At 45.9% G+C, this 21,709-nt stretch carries 21 protein-coding genes and 1 pseudogene; 7 read left to right on the forward strand and 15 right to left on the reverse strand.

Going from position 1 to position 21,709, the window contains the following annotated elements:
- Positions 1-4 precede the first annotated feature (4 nt).
- Entirely contained in the window at positions 5-910 is a 906-nt protein-coding gene (locus tag MKX68_RS02335) for an ABC transporter permease (protein WP_017689672.1), read from the reverse strand.
- Positions 911-1,318: 408 nt separating this feature from the next.
- Between MKX68_RS02335 and MKX68_RS02340 the strand changes: the two genes are divergently transcribed.
- The gene (locus tag MKX68_RS02340; RefSeq protein WP_340908762.1) at positions 1,319-3,571 is read left to right on the forward strand and encodes an AraC family transcriptional regulator; all 2,253 of its coding nucleotides are present in this window, start codon (positions 1,319-1,321) and stop codon (positions 3,569-3,571) included.
- Between the two features lie 129 nt (positions 3,572-3,700).
- Here the strand turns inward: MKX68_RS02340 and trmB are convergent, their stop codons facing one another.
- A complete protein-coding gene (gene trmB, locus MKX68_RS02345; protein WP_340908764.1) occupies positions 3,701-4,456 on the reverse strand; it encodes a tRNA (guanosine(46)-N7)-methyltransferase TrmB in 756 nt (251 codons plus the stop codon).
- A 152-nt stretch (positions 4,457-4,608) separates the two neighbouring features.
- On the reverse strand, positions 4,609-4,809 hold the full coding sequence (locus MKX68_RS02350; protein ID WP_036610190.1) for a hypothetical protein: 201 nt from the start codon (positions 4,807-4,809) through the stop codon (positions 4,609-4,611).
- A 318-nt stretch (positions 4,810-5,127) separates the two neighbouring features.
- Between MKX68_RS02350 and MKX68_RS02355 the strand changes: the two genes are divergently transcribed.
- From MKX68_RS02355 to MKX68_RS02370, 4 genes and pseudogenes are all read left to right on the forward strand, one after another.
- On the forward strand, positions 5,128-6,081 hold the full coding sequence (locus MKX68_RS02355) for a TIGR01212 family radical SAM protein (RefSeq protein WP_076330245.1): 954 nt from the start codon (positions 5,128-5,130) through the stop codon (positions 6,079-6,081).
- Positions 6,082-6,666, forward strand: coding sequence for a class I SAM-dependent methyltransferase (locus MKX68_RS02360; protein WP_340908767.1), 585 nt, complete (start codon positions 6,082-6,084; stop codon positions 6,664-6,666).
- A 189-nt stretch (positions 6,667-6,855) separates the two neighbouring features.
- A pseudogene (locus MKX68_RS02365) lies at positions 6,856-7,833 on the forward strand (type I phosphomannose isomerase catalytic subunit).
- A gap of 41 nt (positions 7,834-7,874) precedes the next feature.
- A complete protein-coding gene (locus MKX68_RS02370; RefSeq protein WP_340908768.1) occupies positions 7,875-8,855 on the forward strand; it encodes an alpha/beta fold hydrolase in 981 nt (326 codons plus the stop codon).
- Between the two features lie 129 nt (positions 8,856-8,984).
- On the opposite strand, the gene odhB is transcribed toward MKX68_RS02370, so the two are convergent.
- From odhB to MKX68_RS02400, 6 genes are all read right to left on the reverse strand, one after another.
- A complete protein-coding gene (gene odhB / locus MKX68_RS02375) occupies positions 8,985-10,256 on the reverse strand; it encodes a 2-oxoglutarate dehydrogenase complex dihydrolipoyllysine-residue succinyltransferase (RefSeq protein WP_340908770.1) in 1,272 nt (423 codons plus the stop codon).
- Positions 10,257-10,261: 5 nt separating this feature from the next.
- The gene (locus MKX68_RS02380; RefSeq protein WP_340908772.1) at positions 10,262-13,135 is read right to left on the reverse strand and encodes a 2-oxoglutarate dehydrogenase E1 component; all 2,874 of its coding nucleotides are present in this window, start codon (positions 13,133-13,135) and stop codon (positions 10,262-10,264) included.
- Between the two features lie 623 nt (positions 13,136-13,758).
- Entirely contained in the window at positions 13,759-14,244 is a 486-nt protein-coding gene (locus MKX68_RS02385) for a GNAT family N-acetyltransferase (RefSeq protein ID WP_340908774.1), read from the reverse strand.
- A 241-nt stretch (positions 14,245-14,485) separates the two neighbouring features.
- Complete coding sequence (locus MKX68_RS02390; protein WP_340908775.1) at positions 14,486-14,851, reverse strand: YybH family protein; 366 nt, start codon at positions 14,849-14,851, stop codon at positions 14,486-14,488.
- A 27-nt stretch (positions 14,852-14,878) separates the two neighbouring features.
- Positions 14,879-15,388, reverse strand: coding sequence for an 8-oxo-dGTP diphosphatase (locus tag MKX68_RS02395; protein ID WP_340908777.1), 510 nt, complete (start codon positions 15,386-15,388; stop codon positions 14,879-14,881).
- A gap of 238 nt (positions 15,389-15,626) precedes the next feature.
- The gene (locus tag MKX68_RS02400) at positions 15,627-16,415 is read right to left on the reverse strand and encodes a DUF3891 family protein (RefSeq protein ID WP_340908779.1); all 789 of its coding nucleotides are present in this window, start codon (positions 16,413-16,415) and stop codon (positions 15,627-15,629) included.
- Positions 16,416-16,610: 195 nt separating this feature from the next.
- Between MKX68_RS02400 and coaA the strand changes: the two genes are divergently transcribed.
- Positions 16,611-17,540, forward strand: a complete 930-nt coding sequence (coaA, locus tag MKX68_RS02405; RefSeq protein WP_036610217.1) for a type I pantothenate kinase — start codon at positions 16,611-16,613, stop codon at positions 17,538-17,540.
- Between the two features lie 64 nt (positions 17,541-17,604).
- Positions 17,605-17,967, forward strand: a complete 363-nt coding sequence (locus tag MKX68_RS02410) for a DUF423 domain-containing protein (protein ID WP_340908781.1) — start codon at positions 17,605-17,607, stop codon at positions 17,965-17,967.
- Between the two features lie 69 nt (positions 17,968-18,036).
- Here MKX68_RS02410 and MKX68_RS02415 read toward each other — a convergent pair whose 3' ends face one another.
- From MKX68_RS02415 to MKX68_RS02440, 6 genes are all read right to left on the reverse strand, one after another.
- Positions 18,037-18,588, reverse strand: a complete 552-nt coding sequence (locus MKX68_RS02415; protein ID WP_340908783.1) for a histidine phosphatase family protein — start codon at positions 18,586-18,588, stop codon at positions 18,037-18,039.
- A gap of 24 nt (positions 18,589-18,612) precedes the next feature.
- Positions 18,613-19,395, reverse strand: coding sequence for a glutamate racemase (gene murI, locus MKX68_RS02420; RefSeq protein ID WP_340908785.1), 783 nt, complete (start codon positions 19,393-19,395; stop codon positions 18,613-18,615).
- Positions 19,396-19,690: 295 nt separating this feature from the next.
- Positions 19,691-20,077: a hypothetical protein gene (locus MKX68_RS02425; protein ID WP_340908787.1), complete on the reverse strand. Its 387-nt coding sequence runs from the start codon at positions 20,075-20,077 to the stop codon at positions 19,691-19,693.
- Positions 20,078-20,144: 67 nt separating this feature from the next.
- On the reverse strand, positions 20,145-20,615 hold the full coding sequence (locus MKX68_RS02430; protein ID WP_340908788.1) for a GNAT family N-acetyltransferase: 471 nt from the start codon (positions 20,613-20,615) through the stop codon (positions 20,145-20,147).
- Complete coding sequence (locus MKX68_RS02435) at positions 20,615-21,331, reverse strand: GNAT family N-acetyltransferase (protein ID WP_340908791.1); 717 nt, start codon at positions 21,329-21,331, stop codon at positions 20,615-20,617. Before MKX68_RS02435 ends, MKX68_RS02430 begins: the two co-directional genes overlap by 1 nt.
- Before the next feature lie 2 nt (positions 21,332-21,333).
- Positions 21,334-21,687 carry a hypothetical protein gene (locus MKX68_RS02440; RefSeq protein WP_340908793.1) on the reverse strand — a complete coding sequence of 118 codons (354 nt, stop codon included), beginning with the start codon at positions 21,685-21,687 and terminating at the stop codon, positions 21,334-21,336.
- Between the last annotated feature and the right edge of the window lie 22 nt (positions 21,688-21,709).

Below are 21,709 nucleotides of genomic sequence, written 5' to 3' on the forward strand. Positions count from 1 at the left end.
CGTTCTAGAACAAGGCGTAGTCCTCATTGACTTTGCGGATAATATAGTTGACGGTCATGATCAAAATGAATCCAAACAAGGACTGATACAGACCAGCAGCCGTTGCCATCCCGATATCAAATGTTACTTTCAGTGAACGATACACATACGTATCAATAATATCTGTAGCATTGTACAGCACCCCGTTGTTGCCGATCAGTTGATAGAACAGGTCAAACTGCCCCTTCATAATGCTGCCAAGCGAGAACAACAGCAGGATGACAAAGGTTGGCTTCAGCATCGGTACCGTAATGTACCAGATCCGCTGAAATATATTGGCCCCGTCGATTCGAGCAGCCTCATAATACTCGTCACTGATACCCGTTATGGCGGCCAGATAGATGACCATGCTGTATCCAAGATTTTTCCATAGATAAAAGATGATGATCAGGAACACCCAGATCCAGGGTGTGTTATAAATGTCGACCGGGCCGGCCTCAAAACGTTTGAGCACCGTGTTCACAAAACCCGACTCGTAGTTAAACATGTTGTAAGCGATTACACTTAATAGTACAAATGAGATGAAATACGGCAAGAACATGACGGATTGCGTGATTTTTTTGAATAACCTGCCCCGGATTTCGCTAAGCATGATCGCACAGAAGATCGCCAGACCGTTTCCTAATATAATGAAAGCGAGATTGTAACCCACAGTGTTGGTTGTGAGCTTCAGCAGCATTCCGGATTGCCACAGGAACTTAAAGTTCTCCAGACCGACAAATGGACTACCAAATAATCCGCCTTCAAAATCATACCGGGTGAACGCATAATAGATGCCGACCATCGGAAAATACGAGTTAATCAGAAAAAAGATCAGCGTGGGCAACAGCATCAGAAACATGATTTTGTTTTTGTTCAATTCTTTGAGCATGGCTCGATCCCTCCCGAATTTCTTGCGGTGCTGCGTGGTGGAGCTCTCTTTTTATTGTAGATGCTCTCTTCGCTCACGGATACTGAAGCTTCCCGTCAGAAAATGAACTATTCTGCGAAATGAACTATGAACAAAACGAACGAACTCTGAAATGAACAGACCTTCACACACATCCGTTCACAAATATTGATATCGTGCATAGGCTACACCTAGTGAACAATCCAGCCAAAGTTGAACTTTATGTAGACAAAACAGGTGGAATGGCTTGTCCAGCATTGATGTAAACGCATACATAATATATAATTCAAGATACTCTTGCTCTTCTGCTCATCCATATATGAAATCTAGCGTATGTATATGAAGTTCTACGTTGTTCACCCAAAACAGGAGGTCTGAGGGGGAAGAAGAATGCGTAAACGTTCAGAGGACAGTCAGAAGGTCTTCACACGGATTCTGATCGGCATTATTATCAGTACGGTCGCTACCTTACTTGTGGCTTCTTCTATTTTGTACGTCAACTATAATCGGATTGCTCTTCGCCAGGTGTATCGTACAGATATGAACAGTCTTACACAAACCAGCCGTGAAGTGGCGAAAATGACTGAGACTGCAAAATCATTGTCATATCAGATTTATCAAGACTACACCATCTCTTCATTACTGCTCTATTCCAAACCAAATATCTATGAGATCACATCGGCGATGGAGCAGCTAGACAACTACCGTATGTCCCTTCCCTTTATTGAATCCATCTATGTATATAACTCTAAAAGCAATGAATTCTTTATTAGTTCCAACGTTCGTAATGGGCAGCAGTCCGTCTCGGAGATCGACGATCAGGGGATTACAAGCATCCTCCAACGCTTCCATGACTATAAACCTTTTGTTCCCATCCCGCGTACATATCAGGTCGGCTCTACCGAAGCAACAGAGGTTAACAGTTACACCTATCTCTGTTATGACACGATCAATGACAACGCAAAGCTAAACTATGCTGTCATCGTTAATATCAAGGATGATTGGCTCGGTCCAAATATGAACGCTGTGGATCAACCAGGCAAGACCTTTATCGTGAATGAGAATGGAGACCTTTTATCTGACTTTGGCGACCGTGCACTGATGAAAAATCTCTCCAGCGAAGCTTTTATGAAGCCAATTATGCAGGATACGGAGCAGTCAGCTTACTTTACCGAGAAGGTCGACGGAGAAAAATCGCTCATCACCTATACCGCTCCCGATGACCTGGGTTGGCGTTATGTGAGAATAACACCTTATGATCTGATTACCTCAGATATACGGAGTATGCGCACACATACCGTTCTGTTTTGTGTTGGACTTCTCTTCGCAGGGTTGCTGCTCTCTTACCTTGTGTCCCGAAAACTATATCACCCTATTGATAAGGTGCTTGTTCGTTTACGTGTGATGGAAGCAGAGCGACGTGGCAGTCTTCATTTGTTACGGCAGGATTTTCTACGAGGGGCCCTACAGGGCCGCGAAACAGTAACTGGAGGTATGCTGGAAGAACGGATGAAGTTCTATGGTTCCTCCATTGATGTTCAGCGTGCATCCAGACTGGTATTGCTGCGTATTGACCATTTTACCGAATTCTGCGAAACGTATCGTGACGAGACCCAGCTTGTAAAATACGCCATGATGAACATATGTACCGAGACAGCCGATCTCCACTACAATGCGGAAGCTGTGGACATGGGCGGTGATCTGATCACACTCATCTTCAATGAAAAAGCGGAAAACCATGAACTTGGGCAACCTCCCCATCACCGGATCGAAGAGCTGCTGCGCATGATGCAGGCAGCTGTAATGACCCATCTGAAATGCTCCATCTCCTGTACGATCGGCACGGAAGAAGATTCATTGGAAGACAGTATTGCATCCTATACCAGATCAGCCGAAGCCTCACTGCATCGTTTGTTCATGGGACCAGGCTGTCTGATCTACACCTCTGACATCATGGCTTATCACGCCAAGGAGTACGCATTCCCGGCAGGTAAGGAAAGACAGCTTGTCGATCATCTAATGACAGGTAAGACGCGAGAAGCAAAACAAGTCTATGCAGATATCGTCGGCGAAACAGCCGCATACCCGTTTACCGTCTTCCAGCTAGCCTTATCCCATCTGACGATGACACTGAACCATGTACGAAATACCCTCAAGAAGAATAATCAACTCACGCTTGATTCAGTCTCGGATGGTCTAATGCTGCCTGTCAAAGACGCGGAAGACATCAGTGAAGTACATGAACACTTCTATCGTATGTTTGATGAGCTTGGTTCCAAAGTTGAGGAGAAACGTACACTTAAGCACGAAGAGTTGATTCGTAAAATCAATGGCATAATTGAGCGGGACTATGCGGACCCCAATCTATGTCTAACTTCTATCGCAGATGAGTTGGGCATGTCGCCCATCTATGTAAGCAGGCTCTACAAACAGCTCACCCTGAAAGGGCTCACGGACGTGATTAACGAAACCCGCATAGCCAAGGCCCAGCATCTGCTGGTGGAGACGGAAAACTCCGTTGCCGATATTGCCGAGAGAACCGGATTCACCAACAGTTCATATTTCTATCGCATGTTCAAAAAGTTCAATGGGGTTACACCAAACGATTATCGCCGCAAAGAATTTCATTCAGAGAACTTTTGAAATCATCCCAGAATTGAGTTGATGGAGTATTGCACATCGATTGTTAATGCAAAAAAAGAGCGACCTATGAGAATGAATCATTCACCTCATGTGTCGCTCTTCTTTAATGAGTATAAGTTAGATTTCGATTTATTCGTGTTCCTGATCTTCGCCAGACTCATCCGAAGCTTCACGAACTTTATACTTGTCCAAACGTGTCTGCTGATACTCACGCAAGGCCTCTTCACCCACAATCACTTCAACGCGGTGAATGTTCATACCTTTACCCATGAATTTCTGCTCGTACTCGGTCATCACATGTTCTTCATTCAATCCATCACGATGCAGATTCAAAGAAATATTGGTCATTTGCAGGCCGAAGTCGGCAATGGCGTTGAGCGAGAAATCAAACAGCGTCTCCGAATCGGTTTTGAAATGAATCTGACCTTTGGGATTAAGCAATTCCGTGTATTTCTTCAGGAAGCGCGGGTGCGTCAAACGACGACGTGCATGCTTTGCTTTTGGCCAAGGATCGCTGAAGTTCAAATAAATGCGCTCCAGTTCTTCCGGTTCAAAAACTTCCTCGATCTGTTCGATATTTGCCAACGCAAGCTTCAGGTTCGGAGGTGTCTCCACATCAGCCTGACTCCACGCATTACGAGCTTTCTCACTGGCACGACGAACCAGCTCATCATACATATCAATACCGATGAAATTAAATTCCGGATATTTATAACTCATTTGGCTGATAAATTGACCTTTACCCATACCAAATTCCACGAAGATCGGGTGATCATTGCCAAACAGTTCAGACCATTTTCCTTTATGTTGCTTGGGTTCCAGTACAACAAGATCAACTTGTTGCTCCAGATTTTCTCTTATCCCTTTTCTGCCACGTAAACGCATTTTATTCCTCCGTTTGTCCCATACTTGTCTCAGACTTATTTTGCCGAAGAACTGGCAAATTGTAAAGAGCAATGAAAAGGGAATCTTCGGATCTGCCACTTTGGGCAAATCTCAAAGATTCCCTCTTCGATTTATTTGGAATTGGGGTCCAACTACTTTAGTAGTTCATAGTCTACCTTATCTTGGTGTGAAAAATCAAATGTCTTTTCGAAAGCATCGCGAACTTTTTGTCTTGCAGCCGCTTTCACTTTCGGATTTCCATTAAAACGAACACCTGTTAAAGCCAGTGCTTCTTCTGCCGTCAATTCAACAGACACATGATTCAATTCATTGTTTTTAACTTGGGAATTCATTCATATCACCTCACGGTATAGTATGGTCCATGACGTCAACGTTGATTCAAATGCTATGATGAATAATACCCATTAGATGGTGTCTGACGCTGATTTAAATATAACATAAGGTGTAAACTATAGCAAGGAGAAAACCTTGATTTTACGGCCTATTTTTGCGTTTCGATTCCCTTTTTTTTTAGTTTTTTGATACAATGATAAAAGTTCATGAAGACACCTAAAATCGCTATCAATCGTCTATGACGGAAATCGCATAGCGCTTCTTCTTTTGTTCACGTATGATTACTGTAATTCGACAGCCAAAGGAGTACCCTGAAGATGAATGCACCTGCATTACAGCCCCCTCTGTTGTGGGGAGATAAACGATTCCATACCTGGAATTATGAGATGCGCGATCAATTTAACAATAAGGTTTTCAAAGTGATGCTGGATGCTGGATTCACCTGTCCCAACCGCGATGGTTCCATTGCCAAAGGTGGTTGCACCTTCTGCAGTGCGCGTGGATCAGGCGATTTTGCTGGCAGCAGACGTGAAGATCTGGTCACCCAATTCAATACAATTCGAGATAAACAGCACCTCAAGTGGCCTACAGCGCATTATATTGGCTACTTCCAAGCCTATACGAATACGTATGCTCCGGTTGAGGAGCTGCGCGAATATTTTGAAGAAATTCTTGAGCAACCCGGTGTTGTTGGTTTGTCCATCGCCACTCGCCCGGATTGTTTGCCAGATGACGTTGTTGATTATTTGGCTGAACTGAACGAACGCACCTATCTGTGGGTTGAGATGGGCCTTCAAACGATCCATGATTCCACATCAACATTGATTAATCGTGCACACGACACAAAGTGTTACGAAGAAGCGGTTGAGAAACTGCGCAAACGGAATATACGTGTGTGCACACATATCATATATGGTCTGCCTCAAGAGACACATGAGATGATGCTGGACACTGGACGGGCAGTTGCCAATATGGATGTACAGGGAATCAAGATTCACCTGCTGCATCTGATGCGCAAAACACCAATGGTGAAGCAATACGAAGCCGGTCTTTTACGTTTTTTGGATCAGGACGAGTACATCAAACTGATCGTGGATACACTGGAGATGCTTCCACCGGAAATGATCGTACACCGTCTTACAGGCGACGCACCGCGTGATCTGTTGATTGGACCGATGTGGTCCATGAACAAATGGGAAGTGTTGAACTCCATTGATCGTGAGCTGCGAGAGCGGGATTCATGGCAAGGTAAGTATTGGAGGCGAGCATAGATGGGCTTTCTTTCAGTTCTCAGCTGTGCACATCAGTGGATTGCTTCCCGTCTGCAGCCAGGTGATCTGGCCATAGATGCAACGGTGGGTACAGGAGCAGACACACTATTTTTGGCACAACAAGTAGGCAGGCGTGGTCAAGTCATTGGATTCGATATTCAAAGTGAAGCCCTCACGCTGGCACAGGCCCGGATTCGAAAACAAAACGATGAAGCCAAACTTGGCTCCATCTCCATGCTTCAACTAAGCCATGATCGAATGGCAGAAGCGGTTCCTGAGTCATGGCCTGGTGCGGTTGGTGCAGTTATGTTCAATCTGGGGTACCTGCCTTCAGAAAGTGCAGATTCCTCCATCATCACCGAGACTGACAGCACGATTGCTGCACTCGAGGCTGCACTCGCTTTATTACGCCCTCGCGGAATCATTACGGTTGTGCTTTACCCTGGTCATAACGGAGGCGCACAGGAAGCAGCAGCCGTATTGGAATGGTCCTCTGCCCTGCCGGTGGAACAGGCACAGGTTGTGATGTATCGCCAATTGCAGCGAGAAACTTCTCCTTTTCTGATCGGAATCGAGAAAAAATAATTTCCTTTGTTCACCAAATACAATAAACTAGACACAATCGCAAAGCGAGCTATTAACGGCTTTTTCTTCCTGCGATCTGTGTTCTAAATCTACATATGCAAACGTATTCACTTGTTTGTTCATGGCGATTACACGCCCATGACTGATTAAAGCGATCCACCATTTCATATACTAGAGGAGAGATTACTGATGTCTACGCCATACCCATTACAATTCCAACCTGAATTCAAAGAACGTGTATGGGGCGGTCGTGCGCTGGAGCAATTCGGCCTTACGCCCCCTGAAGGACATATCGGAGAAGGATGGATGATTGCGGATCATCCAAACGGTACAACCAAGGTATTAAATGGAGCACTAGCTGGCAAGGGTCTGGATGAAGTTCGTGAACAACTCGGCACCGAATGGCTTGGAACCAAAGGCGTTTCCGAAAAAGGCGGCCGTTTCCCCCTTCTGATTAAGCTGCTTGACTGCAACGATGACCTGTCCGTGCAGGTTCATCCAACAGACGAGTATGAGGCACTTCCTCCTGGCGAGCTTGGCAAAACAGAAATGTGGTATGTACTCGATGCAAAACCGGGCGCACACATCATCTATGGCTTGAATGAAGGCGTTGATCGGGCAACATTAAAAGAAGCATTGGAAAACGGAACGGTGATGGATACCCTTCGTCAGGTACCTGTAGAAGCTGGTGATACGTTCTTTATCCCTGCCGGAACAGTACATGCGCTCTGTGCAGGTGTCGTTGTCGCTGAGATTCAGCAAAACTCGGATACGACGTACCGAATTTACGATTACAATCGTCCAGGGCTGGATGGCAAACCACGTGAGTTGCATGTTGAAGACTCATTAAATGTTACCGCCTATGAGGGCGCAGGTGCCTCAACGATGAAAACAAATAACGCTACTCCTGGTGAATGGCTCAAGCTTGCGGAATGCCCTTATTTTGTGGTGGAAAAAGGGATTGTGACTGAACGGTGGGAACTCTCCACCAATCCTGACAGCTTCACGATTCTCGTTGTCTGTGAAGGCGAATGAACACTTTCGTGGGCACATGCTGATTCAGACAACATTGAATTGAAAGCTGGACAATGTTATCTCTTGCCAGCCAATCTGGGTTCTTATACATTAGATGGAAATACCACTGTTCTTCGCTCTTATCTGCCATAAATCAAGCTTATATGTAACCTGTGAAGGAGGAATTACACGAGATGCAGGAATCTACCTTTGCCTTGGTCGCTAGTGAAGGTACCCGTATTCATGTGTACCGCTGGCTTCCCGATCCGGAATGCAACGTTAAAGGTGTAGTGCAAATTGCACATGGCATGGGCGAGACGGCAGCCCGATACGCAGAATTTGCCGGCATTCTTACTCAAAATGGCTATGCGGTTTATGCCAATGACCATCGGGGTCATGGCAAAACTGTGGAGAATGCCAAGTTGCTTGGTAATGCTGGTATCGATGCCTTCCGCTGGATGGCGAGTGATATGATCAATTTGGGCGAAGTAGCCACCAAGGAGAATCCTGAGGTGCCCCTGTTTCTAATGGGACATAGCATGGGTTCATTCTTGGTACAACATCTCATGTACGCTGGTCATGAGCAGTACCATGCCTTTATTTTATCCGGGACAAACGGCAGACGCGGTCTGCTCCGATTTGGAGAGAAGCTGGCCTTCTTGCAGTGCGGCATTCAGGGCGCTACCCACCCCAGCATGCTGCTCAACGCAATTGTATTTGGTGGATTTAACCGCTCTTTCCGCCCTGCAACGACACCATTTGATTGGTTGTCCCGGGACTCACAAGAGGTTCAGCGATTCATTGATGATCCCCTGTGCGGAGCAGTCTGTACAGCAGGCTTTTTCCGCGACTTCTTCAAATTGCTGCTTGAAGTACATCTTCCACACAATATGGAGCGCATACCCAAACACAAACCCGTTTACCTGTTCTCAGGTGAGAAGGACCCTGTCGGACTTCATGGCAAAGGCGTTCTTAATCTGGTCTCCCAGTATAAGAAGCTTCAGCTGGAGAATATTGAGTATCGCCTGTATCCGGATGGACGCCATGAAATGCTGCATGAGATCAACCGAACAGAAGTCGCTCAGCACGTTGTAGACTGGCTAGAGCGGAATACACCTAACTCTAGTGAACACGACGATGCAGCGAGCCCTGCTGAGATGGCTGACTCTATATAATAGAGTCGGAGATAACATACCAAAATCCAAAAGAGACCCCTGAATCGGATGGACAGCTCACGCTGCGCTCCAGTTCAGGGGTTTTCTTGTTAAGCGATATGAATAATAGCTATAAACAAACTTTATGGGCTAACCTTCAATTAACAGGGATTCCGGGTCTTCAAGCAGTTCTTTTACGGTCACGAGGAAACGAACAGCCTCACTACCGTCGATAATCCGGTGATCGTAGGATAACGCGATGTACATCATTGGACGGTTCTCCATCCGCTCTGCATCAATCGCCACTGGACGAAGCTGGATCTTATGCATCCCCAGAATACCCACTTGAGGCGTATTCAGAATTGGCGTAGACAACAAGGAACCAAATGTTCCACCATTGGTGATGGTGAACGTTCCACCTTGCAGATCAGATAACGCCAGCGTGTTGGAACGAGCTTTGGATGCCAGGTCCGCAATACTCTTCTCGATCTCGGCAAAGCCCAGACGATCGGCATCACGTACAACAGGTACAACCAGTCCTTCCTTCGCTGATACGGCAATGCCGATATCATAATACTTTTTGAGAACAACATCTTCGCCATCAATCTCTGCGTTAATTGTAGGGAATTTTTTCAGAGCTCCCACAACCGCTTTAGTGAAGAAGGACATGAATCCCAGGTTAATCTCATGTTTCTCTTTGAACTTGTCCTTACGGCGTTTACGTACATCCATGATCGCAGTCATATCTACTTCATTAAACGTAGTCAACATCGCTGCTGTCTGCTGAGCCTCTACCAAACGTTTGGCAATGGTTGCACGACGGCGAGACATCCGCTGACGCTCCACTGGTTTGGTATAGGTAGAACTTCCAGCTGCCGGAGCACTTGGTGCTGCTGGAGCTTTACTCGCAGGTGGAGCAGCAGGAGCAGGCGCCTGATTGTTATGGCTCTTCACATCATCCTGGTATACCCGTCCAATCGGATCTTTGCTCTGAACCTGATCCAACTCGATACCACGTTCACGTGCAAGCTTACGGGCAGACGGTGAAGCCGTCTTGGCACTATCGGATGACTCCGGTGCTGCCGCAACAGGTGCTGGTGGTGGTGTTGGAGCTTCAGGTGCAGGAATAACGGCCTTTTTCTCTTCAGCTACTGGTTCGGAAGCGGGTGCACCGCTTCCTCCTCCAGAACCAGCTGAGAGTGTACCGATCGTTTCACCGATCTCGACCGTCTCTCCTTCCTGACGAATGATCTTCTCCAGCACGCCACTTTCTTCTGCGCTGATTTCAATATTTACTTTATCCGTTTCCAGTTCAAGAAGAACATCACCCTGATTAACGGTATCCCCTTCTTTAACCATCCATCTGGATACAGTTCCCTCAGTTATTGACTCACCCATTGCAGGTACTTTAATTTCACTCACAGCTGTTACCTCCCCAGTGGAATATTATTCTTCGTCGTTTGTTTCAACGCAGATGTAATAATCTGTTGCTGTTCCATACTATGCACAAGCTGATAACCGCTGGAAGGACTTGCGTGTTCCGGGCGACCTTCGTATCTAACGGTTGTGCCTTCCGGAGCAACTTCACGAAGACGAGGCTCCATGTATGTCCAGGCACCCATGTTTTTGTTTTCTTCCTGTACCCATACCAGTTCTTTTACATTGCTGAAACGTGCGAGTATACGTTTGATCTCTTCTGCCGGGAACGGATATAGCTGTTCTACGCGAATGATGTGAAGCCATGACCAATCTGCTTTATCTTTTTCAAAAGCATCTTCCAGGTCAATGGCAATCTTGCCACTGCACAAAATAATGCGCTCTACGTGATCCGGCTGTGTACCCAGTCCGGCTTGCTCCAGCACAAGCTCAAACTTGCCTTCACTGAATTCGACTGCCGGTGAGGCAACACGCGGATTCCGAATGAGACTTTTCGGTGACATCATCACAAGTGGACGAGCATCTTCCGTTTCAGTCAACGAAGCTTGACGACGCAACAAGTGGAAGTACTGAGATGCACTCGACAAGTTGGCAACCGTCATGTTGTCTTCTGCACAAAGCTGCAGGAAGCGTTCAAGACGAGCACTTGTATGCTCAGGTCCCTGACCCTCATTCGCATGTGGAAGCAACATAACCAGACTGGATTTCTGAGACCATTTGGCGCGACCCGCTGATACAAACTGGTCAAATATAACCTGTGCACAGTTGGCAAAGTCACCGAATTGAGCCTCCCAGATGACCAGTGTATCTGGTGAATATACGTTATATCCGTATTCGAATCCAACAACGGATTCTTCCGACAACGGACTGTTATAGATTGCAAAGGATGCTCTTGCCTGTGGCAAGTGATGTAATGGGCAGAACTTTGCTCCATTCTCCGAATCGTGCAACACCAGATTCCGATGAGCGAATGTAGCGCGCTCGGCATCCTGTCCACTAATCCGAATTGGCTTACCATCTGCCAGAATGGTTGCAAATGCGAGTGTCTCCGCAAGGCTCCAATCCACTTTTTCCCCTTCGTTCAGGGAAGTGCTCCGGCGTTGCAAAATCCGCTGTAACTTCGGATACACGTTGAAGTTCTCAGGCCATTTCAGCAGATCGGCATTAATGCTACGCAGATTCTCCAGTGGTACCGCAGTCGGAGTAATCGTAACAGCCTCCGGCTCACTGATTTTCCGTTGGTAATATTCATGTACTTCATTTTTCTTCATCTGGTCATAAGCTTCTTTTAATTTGTTCGTTACTCCATCGCGAATGCTCGTAATGGATGCATCATCGATAATCGATTCCTCTTTCAACTGATCCTGATACAAGTGGCTTACCGTTGGATGGTTTTTCACCTTGTCATAAACGATAGGTTGAGTTGTTTCGGGATCATCGGTTTCATTATGGCCGTAGCGACGATAACCGATTAAGTCGATCAGGAAATCCTTTTTGAAACGATTGCGATACTCGGCTGCCATACGAATGGCTGCAATACAAGCATCCGGATTGTCCGCATTCACGTGTACAATCGGAATTTCGTACCCTTTAGCAAGGTCACTTGCGTAGTACGTTGAACGGGAATCACTGCTATCTGTAGTGAAACCCAGACGATTGTTGACGATAATATGGATGGTTCCACCATTCTGATATCCTGGCAGAGCTTTGAAGTTAAGCGTCTCTGCAACGATCCCTTCGCCAGGGAATGCTGCATCACCATGCATCAAAATGGTAGCTGCCTTCGTTACGTCCTGCTTCGGATATCCAGGGTCACGACGGTCATCCTGAGCCGCACGTGCAAACCCTTGTACAACCGGATTAACGTATTCCAGATGGCTAGGGTTATTCGCCAGAGTAAGGCGTGCCTGTACAGTTTCCCCGTCTTTTACAAAACGGTTGGCACCCATATGATATTTGACATCCCCCGTCCAACCGTAGTTGATTCCAGTCGAACCTTCCGATGGAACCAAATCTTTGTTCGGAGCATGATGAAATTCAGAGAAAATTTTGCTGTACGGTTTGCCCAAAACATGAGCCAGTACATTTAACCGTCCACGGTGGGCCATACCCATCAGAATGTGGCTTGATCCGGCTTCTGCCATGATGCGAACAGCTTCATCCAGCATCGGCACAAGCACATCGTTACCTTCGATGGAGAAACGTTTCTGCCCAACAAATGTTTTGTGAAGATAATCTTCAAATTGCTCAACTTCAACCAAACGTTCCAGCAAAGCCTTACGTTCTTTCGGCGTAAGTGGAGCCGGTGATGTGCGAGATTCCGCACGACGATTCAGCCACTCACGCTCTTGAACTTCGTGCACATGACTGAATTCGTAGGCCATAGGTCCAGTGTAAATTTGACGCAAGCGTTGGATTGCATCCCATCCGGTTGCTGTCTGCCCATCTGCACCTTCCCAGATCAGGGAAGCAGGTAAAGCTTTCAGATCTTCTTCGTTTAATTCAAAATGCTGAGGTTCCAGCAAAGATGTGTCTGTATCTTCACTGATTCCAAGCGGATCTATATCTGCAGCAAGATGACCATAGGTACGGATATTCCATACCAGTTTACCCGCTGTAACCGCTTTCTGTAATAGTTGAATGTCTACGCTTCCGGAAGCCGATTGGGCGTTGCCGGAATTCAAGGTTGTGCGTGCATCCGTGCCAGACATTGGCGGTGCACCCCATTGTTCAAAAAGTTCACGATAGGCCGGTGTAACCGAACCAGGGTCTTGAGTGAATAATTCATATTGTTCCTGTACGTATCCCATATTGGGGCCATAGTAACTTTCCCAGGGCTTCTTGTTGCCTTCCACGATCGTCATCGACGTTCCCTCCGTCTTGATTTAGTCATAAGTTTTTGACGGAAATCATTGACTAAGCCGTAATTTGCGTTCGTTCAACATTTTAAGCTAAATTTTTCATGAAGTCCAATAATCGTGCTGTTGGTGGTAGTAACGTTAGTCCGACGCTCCCGTCAAGGTTTGTCTGCGTTTTCAAAATCAAAGTAAAACAATGATTGTATATACCGTCGCACAGATGTCGAATACTGTCCTGATCCGTTCGAAGGTTACACTTTCTCCTCTTCTTCAAGTGAAGTCCATGTTCTAATATCTATTCTATAAACTTTTACGCTCAGGAGCATTTCCTATTTTTAGTTCAATTGATGCATAAATTAGATGAATCGAATAAATCGGTCAATTTGGATAGAACAACGAACACTTAATTACAACAAAATAGGCATACGATCTCCCATTTTACCTCCTTAATTGAATTGTGGTCCATTATGTTCAAAAACAAACGTCAAGTTAAACATTAACCATTTGACGTCACATTCAACAAATAATTGGGGTTTTCTTCAAAAGACCAACAGTAAAAAGCTGGCCCAGACATGAATTATCCGAGCAGCTTCTTTGGATATAGCAAATTTAATCTCAGCAAATACTTCCTATTTATCTTCATCCTCTGTAATAGCATCCAGATCTATGGCCATACGGATCATATCCACACAGCGGATACCATCCTCTATAATCTCTTCCTCATAATGCCTCACAAAGAAGTCACGATCAACCCCGATAATGCGGAAACCGCAACGTTGGTATAACTTCAATTGATGAAAGCTGGAGTTGCCCGTCCCAATTTCGAGAATCCGGCAGCCCAATCTACGTGCAGCTTCCATCGCTTCCTTAATCATGTGTTTGCCTACACCTTGTCCCTGCAGTTCTTCCTGTACGGCAATATTAACAATCTCCGCAGTCTCTGGACGAGTCTTCAACAATACGAACTCCCCAACCATCTCTCCTTCATACTCGGCAATAAAACAAACACCCCGACTCAGGTACTCATCCACAATTACTTTTGAAGGATCAGCCATCAATAAAAGTTCGTATGGTCTCTCTTCTTCCCAGTCCAAAATCCGGAACGACAATTTCATGCCAATCTCCACCTTTTCATCGTACAATATTCATTTACGTCCTGTTTGCAGAAGCCTATGTATGGCAAATCCACAAATATATCATTCTTCATTCAACAAACTAGTTTTCTCAATCTATTAGTCACACACTATTACCCACAGACTAGTCATCTCCTATAAAAATAGTAAACTTCATTATATCATAATATTTGGATATAAATATATAGATATGGATGATACATTATGAGGCATTATTTTTATCCTAACCCAAGCTTAAATGCTCATGGATTAATTTCCATTCCCCATCAAGCCCAGCAACAAATACATTTGTGGCCCGCCCCTTGCCATAAGCCGGCTCTCCCTGATAAATTCCCTTCCAGTGGTAGGTATAAATACAAACGGCCTGCTCTTTGCTAGTTGTAATCCACTTAACATCTTCAGCACGATACACTTCTTCCTTAACTGTCTCCCAAGCGTTCTCAAAATAAGCCCGAATTTCGTTAGGGGTAGTACAGGACGTTCCCGTAAACCAATATACGGCTTGTGGCGATAACCATTTACTGACTTCATCAAACTGATGTGTATTTGTCGCCGCAATGTAGCCTTGCAGGGCATGCTGGTATCCCATGATTTTTCCTCCTTCTGACGGTTTAACTTATCGGATCCCACTCTGTTCAAGTACGGAATCGCTATACACCATAAATGTCTCTTGCAACGTACGGCCGGATGACTTCTCCCAGATCACACTCCGCTCAAAAGTGCCTTTTTGGAAAAAACGTGGGAAACGTTCAGCGAACCAATCCTGCATAGGCAGCTCAAAAACCCGCTTCATTGGCACCCATAACAGTTCGCCTTCGGGCGGATCTTGCAATAACTGACCCTCAAATGAAGTCGCCAAATAGTTAAATACCATGTACCGCAATCCTTGTTCGGGATCACAGAACTCATCAAGCCCTTTATACGTAATCTCATTGACCGCTAGCCCTGTCTCCTCCAGGACCTCCCGCACGGCGCCATCCACGATACTCTCCGGAAAATCTACTTTCCCCCCAGGAGCGATGTATCCCGGAAATCCTTTGCGGTCCGGCCGATTCATTAACAGCACCTGATCATTCGTTTTGTCCCATACCATACACATCGTTAATATCTCTATTCTAGTATCCATATTCGTCCTCCTGCTAACGTGCGCTTCTCTGCTGTACACTAACATTTCTGGGAATAACCTGTGTTTTCCTTCTTTATTCCCACTCTGATTCATTCGTATTTTCACCGGTCTCACAGTATAGTCTAAGATGATATATATGCATACGAAAGACGGACGCCCTGTACACCTGTACATCAGAAGCCCGCCTGTTCTGTGATATTCTATGCTGCTCTTTCCTCAAGCCTGGAGTTTCCAGTTCTCAGTTCAATTCCGTAATCAACACCCGGCGTTCCTTCCATTCAGCCCGGCGATAAGCCTGTTGCATACCAAATTTGCGGATACTTGCCTTTGGCACCGATTTATAAGGCAAAACGACCGTAAAGTCCTTATCAAACGGGAAAAACGACAGGCCTACTTTTTCATTGGATAACCACTCTGCCTGAATCGGTTGTCTGGAACAGGCATCAAACGTACAACTGAGCCCTTCTGCAAAAAAATCATAACGCGCAGCAGGTGTTCCAGGTTCCTCCATACAGAGAAACAGACTGAGCTGATCACAGAAAAGCATGATCTCCACATCACTTTGCAGCCTCTGTTTCACTGCTTCAGCATCACCACCAAGCTGTTTCTCCCAACTCAACTGACGTTCGTGTTCTTGCTGCAGATAATCTCGGATTTCATCATCATCCTGAGCATTGGCCCCCAGATTTTTCTGAAACAGTTCCGTATACATCAAGCTACACAATAATCCGGCGTAAAGGTTTTTCTGACGAACTTCTTCAATCCCTTTATGGTAGAATACAAAACGCGGACGCAATGGAAAGTCACGAAACGAATACGGCGATTGACTGTAATCATTCCAGAACGGAGATGAATCCAGTTCAATCCAACCACGGTCATGTTCCTTGGCCGCTAGAATCAATTCATCCCGATGCACAGCATCGGCTAATAATTCATTTTTCCAGTGGGAAGCCATTTCTCCGGCTACTAATCCATGCTCATGCTGTGCGGTCAAAACAAAATCATGCTCTCTCTCATATACGATCATTTGCTGTCACCCTTCCGCATGGTATACGTTGACTTTAACATAAATTGGGTTAAACTTTCCTAGTAAGTTGTTTTTCGCTCCATTTTGACGAAAGGCATTATGAAAGGCACAATGTAAAGGTGTTGTCAGTTTCCTGAAATTTGATACACTAAAGGTTGTGTCCACAATTATATTACATACAGAAAGCGGGATCTCATGAATTTATACTCTCCTTACATCGAGTTTAACCGCAAGGAATGGGCTGAACTTAAAGAACATCAGACCACTCTTCCACTGACGGAAGCCGAATTAGAACAGTTAAAGGGATTGAATGAAGAGGTATCGATTCAAGAAGTCGAAGATATATATTTGCCTCTGACCCACTTTATTGACCTATATGCAAGAGTTTCACGAGAGCTGAATCAACTGACGGCCTCCTTTATGAAAAAAGAAGCCCTCCCCACCCCCTACATCATTGGAATCGGGGGAAGTGTTGCCGTGGGCAAAAGTACAGCGGCCCGCTTGCTACAGGCACTGCTCGCCAGAGGTAAGAATAGCCCAAAGGTTGACCTTGTCACAACCGACGGTTTCTTATATCCCAATGCCGTGCTGCAAGAGAAGGGCATCATGAACCGCAAGGGATTCCCGGAAAGCTATGATATCAAATCCCTGATTCAGTTCATGGGTGATGTGAAATCTGGCAAGCCCGAAGTGAAAGCACCGGTCTATTCTCACCTCGCCTACGATGTCATTCAAGGGGAAGAGAAGCAGATCTGTCAACCGGATATTCTCATTATTGAAGGTATCAATGTGCTCCAGATCAAAAAGGAAACACCTTTGCTGGTTAGTGATTTCTTCGATTTTTCCATCTACATTGATGCGGAAGAAGAGCATATACGACACTGGTACGTTGAGCGTTTCAAGCTGCTTCGCAATACAGCGTTCCAGAACACGGATTCCTTTTTCCATCAACGATTTGCCAATATCGATGAAGAAGAAACCGTGCGTACGGCCAACCAGATCTGGCAGGATATCAATGCCAAAAACCTGCATGAAAACATTTTGCCAACCAAAGGGCGTGCCAGACTGATTCTGAAAAAGGAAGCCGATCACTCCATTGGGCAGATTCAATTGCGCAAACTGTAGACAACATTCGTGCAGTACACTTTGATGTTATATCTAATTACCCTTAAAAGGAGAGAAAAACACATTGCAAACCCTGATTATACTCGGCAGTGTTATGATGTTCCTGGCTGTTGCATTGGGTGCTTTTGGTGCACACGCGCTCAAGCGCAAACTATCCGCTGACATGATTAAAATCTATGAAACCGGTGTTCAATATCACCTCATCCATGGACTTGGCATCATCCTGATCGGACTGCTGGCAGATCGTCTTGAATCCTCTTCACTCGTCATGCTTGCCGGATGGCTGATGTTCGCCGGGATCATCCTGTTCTCCGGCAGCCTGTACACTTTAAGTGTAACGGGTGTTCGCAAATTGGGAGCCATTACCCCACTTGGCGGAGTCGCATTTTTGGCTGGATGGGTTATGATCATGATTGCCGCATTGTAAACATGCCCCGAGGATAAACGAAAAGAGTGTTCTGGCTGATATAATATCGCTGGAGCACTCTTTTACTGTTTAATCTGTCCAAATTCTTCGAATAGTGGACTGCCCTTCATTTGGTCGTTGTCTCTCCAGCACATACACATCCGGGTTAGACAGTTTGGTCCACTCTTCATAACCAAAGGATGGTTCATACTCACGAATAAGCAGTGATAACAAGTTCCCATGTGTAACCACGGCCCCGTGCTGTTCCGGTCTGCTCCACAACTCTTCCAGGAGTGCCAGCCCCCTTGCAGCCGCGTTTCTCGAAGATTCCCCGCCTTCTTCCACCCAATCCACATCATCGTACGTACGTTTCAGTACATCCATCCAGTTAGGCAGATCAAGAGAGCTAAGTATCCTCTCCTGGAGACGTTCATCGGTATGTATATGTTGCAGCGTTGCTATGCCTAGTGGCATAGCGGTCTGAACAGCCCTTTTCCATGGACTGGAGACAATATACGTTATGGAATGATGAGCCAGGATATCTGCAAGTTTTTCGGCCTGCCTAATCCCTTCATCTGTGAGCTCTGCATGGGGTTCCTGCCCTGTGGCCTTGGCATGACGGATAAGGTAAATGGACTTCATAGCTATCACCTCCTATGGTGTAACCTACATGGAGTTCTTCTTAAGATATTGGAGTGCACTGTGCATCTTCTCCTGCTCTTCCGGTCCGCCTGATGAACTGAGGAAAGTGACCTGTTCCCCTGTTCTATCTCCATGCTGAGCCACCAGTCCAAGCCGCTGCTTCAGATGGTTCACCGTACCTGTACTGCCATCAATAATCTGTATATGATCTGGCAGAACCGTGCGCAGAATGGACGTATAGTATGGATAATGCGTGCAACCAAGCACCACTGTGCCATACATATGAAGATCGAGATCTGTCAGCTTGAACCGGAAATAATCAGCGATTTTGCCCGGATCAAAATCCAGCTGTTCACACCACTCCACAAGTTCCGGCAGCGCAATGGAATCCACACTGTGGTGATCATCAACACGCGATACCAGTTCGTTATACTTGGTTTGGCTCAAGGTGAGGGCAGTGGCAAATACAAGCACTCTCTTCCCACTATCACGATTCATCTCCACGGCTGGTTTCACCGCAGGCTCCATGCCAATGATCGGGATATCGTACTTGGCGCGGAGTTCCTTCACAGCCAGACTTGTTGCTGTATTACAAGCAATCACGATTGCTTGGACATCCTCCTGAACGATGGCTTCCACACAATCAAAAATATGTCCTCTAACCTCATCCGCAGATTTGGTTCCATACGGGACATGCAAAGTATCTGCGTAATACAGAAATTTTTCTTCCGGAAACTGTTGTAATGCCTTATGCAAAACGGTTAAACCACCGATACCTGAATCAAAAAAAGCAATTTTTTTAGTCAAGGATTTCACCTCTATAATGTATTCTTTCGGGTTCCAAGAACCTCTCAATGCTGCTCATGCTGACTGGAGGTGAGGTTTGTACTTCCGGCTCATCACACACTACAGTGCTTGACGGCTTGCGGGAACCATTCCGGTTACGGATCGTTCTTCTGATCGCTGTTGTCTCCAAATTTTCTTAAATAACCTTATAGATGTATAAATTCGGAGACAAAGGCGAACGCTATCGCTTCTTCAGAATCGATTCCGCCCCCTCCATTACTTCCGCTAAGTCAGGTACTATAGAGAAGATGAGCCATTATTCTACGCTCATTTTATACTGTCTGAGCCAGTCCTTGCCACTATGCCACGCCTCTACAGGGTTAAGCTCTCCGAGCAGTTCAGTACTTGCTTGAGCCATGATCCATTCCTTGAGACCGTTATCCGGACTGGATTCGAGTTGCTGTAATAGGAGAAGCAGTCCCGCCTCGCCCGTATTCAAGATGTCGTCGTAAGCCTCCCGGTTGCCAGCAATATAATCATTGGGATTGCTGCTGGTCAGGAGGACAGGGTCGCTAACCATCTGCTGCAGGTTGCTTTCAATTGTTGCTGATAATGCTTGGTCTTCTGTCCGAGTCGAACATGCTACTACCGTCAATGCTGTGCATACGGATAACAAACCCAGAATCAGTCTTCTGCGATTCACTGTACCACTCCTTTCAACAACGAGTTAACGCAACAGATGCAGCTTTCATGTTCAAGCCACTGACCAACTACAGAGCAAGTTCCCATTTTTCTTCGGTAAGCTCCTGACCTGACAACATCTGCTTGCGGACTTCCTTCACTTCAAAGCCCACAGATTGATATAATCTACGCGCGCCAATCAAAGACTCATTGGTCCACAGGATCACGGATGTGTAGCCTTTTTCTTTTGCAAAAAGAACTGCCTGTTCGAGAAGCTTCCCGCCCCATCCTGCACCACGTGCTTCCGGTTCGATCAGAAACCAGCGAAGTTGAGCCGTATTTTCATTCACCTGAGTAAGACCTATGGAGCCGGAAACTGACTGATTCAACTCAACGATCCACAACATCTCCCTCAAGTGATTACCCGTCAGTCCAAACGAATTCACCGCATTCGTGATAAATTCAGCAAAGCTATGATCATAATTATACTCGTTTCGATAGATTCGGATATGCGCTTCAATGACATACTGCAGATCCTTTTGTACGAAAGTGCGAATCATCAGACATCACAGTCCTTCCTCAAATCCACAGTTGTGATACTGAAATCCACACCGAACTGAATTAATCCGAGTTTACGGGCAACTTGCTGTGAAGCGAAATTATCCCAAGATGTACTATAGATTGGCACGCGTCCACGCTCCTTGACATAATACTGCCAGCACTTTACCGTCTCCGCTGCATATCCATGTCCTCTATAACCCGGTGCCGTATACAGACTCGCTTCCGCCCCATGATCGGAGAGCCTTGCGGAGCAGCACACTGACACAGCAGAATCCCCAATAACATAAGCGGCAACAGGGCTTTTTTCATGCAAGTGATCTGTTAATTCAAGGAAATACTCTGCCAGCAAATAACGCTGCTCCTCACCAATCAACTGAACCTTCTGATTCCACTCGTGAGATAACTCAGGAAAAGCATAGGCTGGTCCCATCCACACACGGTTAACGAGCTCATAGGTTTCCACCTTGCGAATCAGTTTCGGAATATCCAACGGAAGCTCGCAATCCTTACCCAACTCATTCATTAGATTAGGCGGTAACTGCTCATGGTAATAGATCAGTGAACCAGCAGAAGTCATGCCGATAAAAATGGCTGGAGCTTGCCCACCACCTGGCTCGTTAATGCTTATGAGACGCTGCTGCTCATTGATTGTATATAAAGTACTCACCTGTATTTTCAACATTTCCATAGACGACAGGTTTGATTTCGGGACCATGACTATGAAGTTAACCTTTGCAATAATCGTTTGCCTTCACTGCCTTTACCAGCTTCCTGCTGCTCCAGAAAATCGGATAATTCACGTAAATCAGCCGGGCGATATCCAGCCCCGCAACCGCAATTATGAAAGGTATACCCATGGCGATACAGAATCATCACTTTGGTCCATTGTTTGGTATCATTTTTCTTGGGCGCTTGGAAATCGTGTCCCATGCTAACCATAGACGCAGCACACTGCGGACATTTATATTCAAGTTGTGCCACTACTTCAGGGCTCAGGTCATGTCTGGAGACTTGTTTAAATGATTTGCGACAAATGAAACATGCATAGATGTCTTTATATGGTCCTGACATGGCATATCTGCACATCATCTGC

The sequence above is a fragment of the Paenibacillus sp. FSL M8-0212 genome, assembly GCF_038004645.1.
In the GTDB taxonomy this organism is placed as follows: Bacteria; Bacillota; Bacilli; order Paenibacillales; family Paenibacillaceae; genus Paenibacillus.

Coding starts and splice junctions, on each gene's coding strand:
- MKX68_RS02360 (WP_340908767.1), top strand. CDS start 6,082: ATGGGCTTTCTTTCAGTTCTCAGCTGTGCACATCAGTGGATTGCTTCC.
- MKX68_RS02435 (WP_340908791.1), bottom strand. CDS start 21,331: ATGGTCCCGAAATCAAACCTGTCGTCTATGGAAATGTTGAAAATACAG.
- MKX68_RS02390 (WP_340908775.1), bottom strand. CDS start 14,851: ATGGGATACCAGCATGCCCTGCAAGGCTACATTGCGGCGACAAATACA.
- MKX68_RS02395 (WP_340908777.1), bottom strand. CDS start 15,388: ATGGATACTAGAATAGAGATATTAACGATGTGTATGGTATGGGACAAA.
- MKX68_RS02355 (WP_076330245.1), top strand. CDS start 5,128: ATGAATGCACCTGCATTACAGCCCCCTCTGTTGTGGGGAGATAAACGA.
- MKX68_RS02340 (WP_340908762.1), top strand. CDS start 1,319: ATGCGTAAACGTTCAGAGGACAGTCAGAAGGTCTTCACACGGATTCTG.
- MKX68_RS02440 (WP_340908793.1), bottom strand. CDS start 21,687: ATGTCAGGACCATATAAAGACATCTATGCATGTTTCATTTGTCGCAAA.
- MKX68_RS02370 (WP_340908768.1), top strand. CDS start 7,875: ATGCAGGAATCTACCTTTGCCTTGGTCGCTAGTGAAGGTACCCGTATT.
- coaA (WP_036610217.1), top strand. CDS start 16,611: ATGAATTTATACTCTCCTTACATCGAGTTTAACCGCAAGGAATGGGCT.
- MKX68_RS02385 (WP_340908774.1), bottom strand. CDS start 14,244: ATGAAATTGTCGTTCCGGATTTTGGACTGGGAAGAAGAGAGACCATAC.
- trmB (WP_340908764.1), bottom strand. CDS start 4,456: ATGCGTTTACGTGGCAGAAAAGGGATAAGAGAAAATCTGGAGCAACAA.
- MKX68_RS02350 (WP_036610190.1), bottom strand. CDS start 4,809: ATGAATTCCCAAGTTAAAAACAATGAATTGAATCATGTGTCTGTTGAA.
- MKX68_RS02415 (WP_340908783.1), bottom strand. CDS start 18,588: ATGAAGTCCATTTACCTTATCCGTCATGCCAAGGCCACAGGGCAGGAA.
- MKX68_RS02400 (WP_340908779.1), bottom strand. CDS start 16,415: ATGATCGTATATGAGAGAGAGCATGATTTTGTTTTGACCGCACAGCAT.
- MKX68_RS02335 (WP_017689672.1), bottom strand. CDS start 910: ATGCTCAAAGAATTGAACAAAAACAAAATCATGTTTCTGATGCTGTTG.
- MKX68_RS02380 (WP_340908772.1), bottom strand. CDS start 13,135: ATGACGATCGTGGAAGGCAACAAGAAGCCCTGGGAAAGTTACTATGGC.
- MKX68_RS02430 (WP_340908788.1), bottom strand. CDS start 20,615: ATGATTCGCACTTTCGTACAAAAGGATCTGCAGTATGTCATTGAAGCG.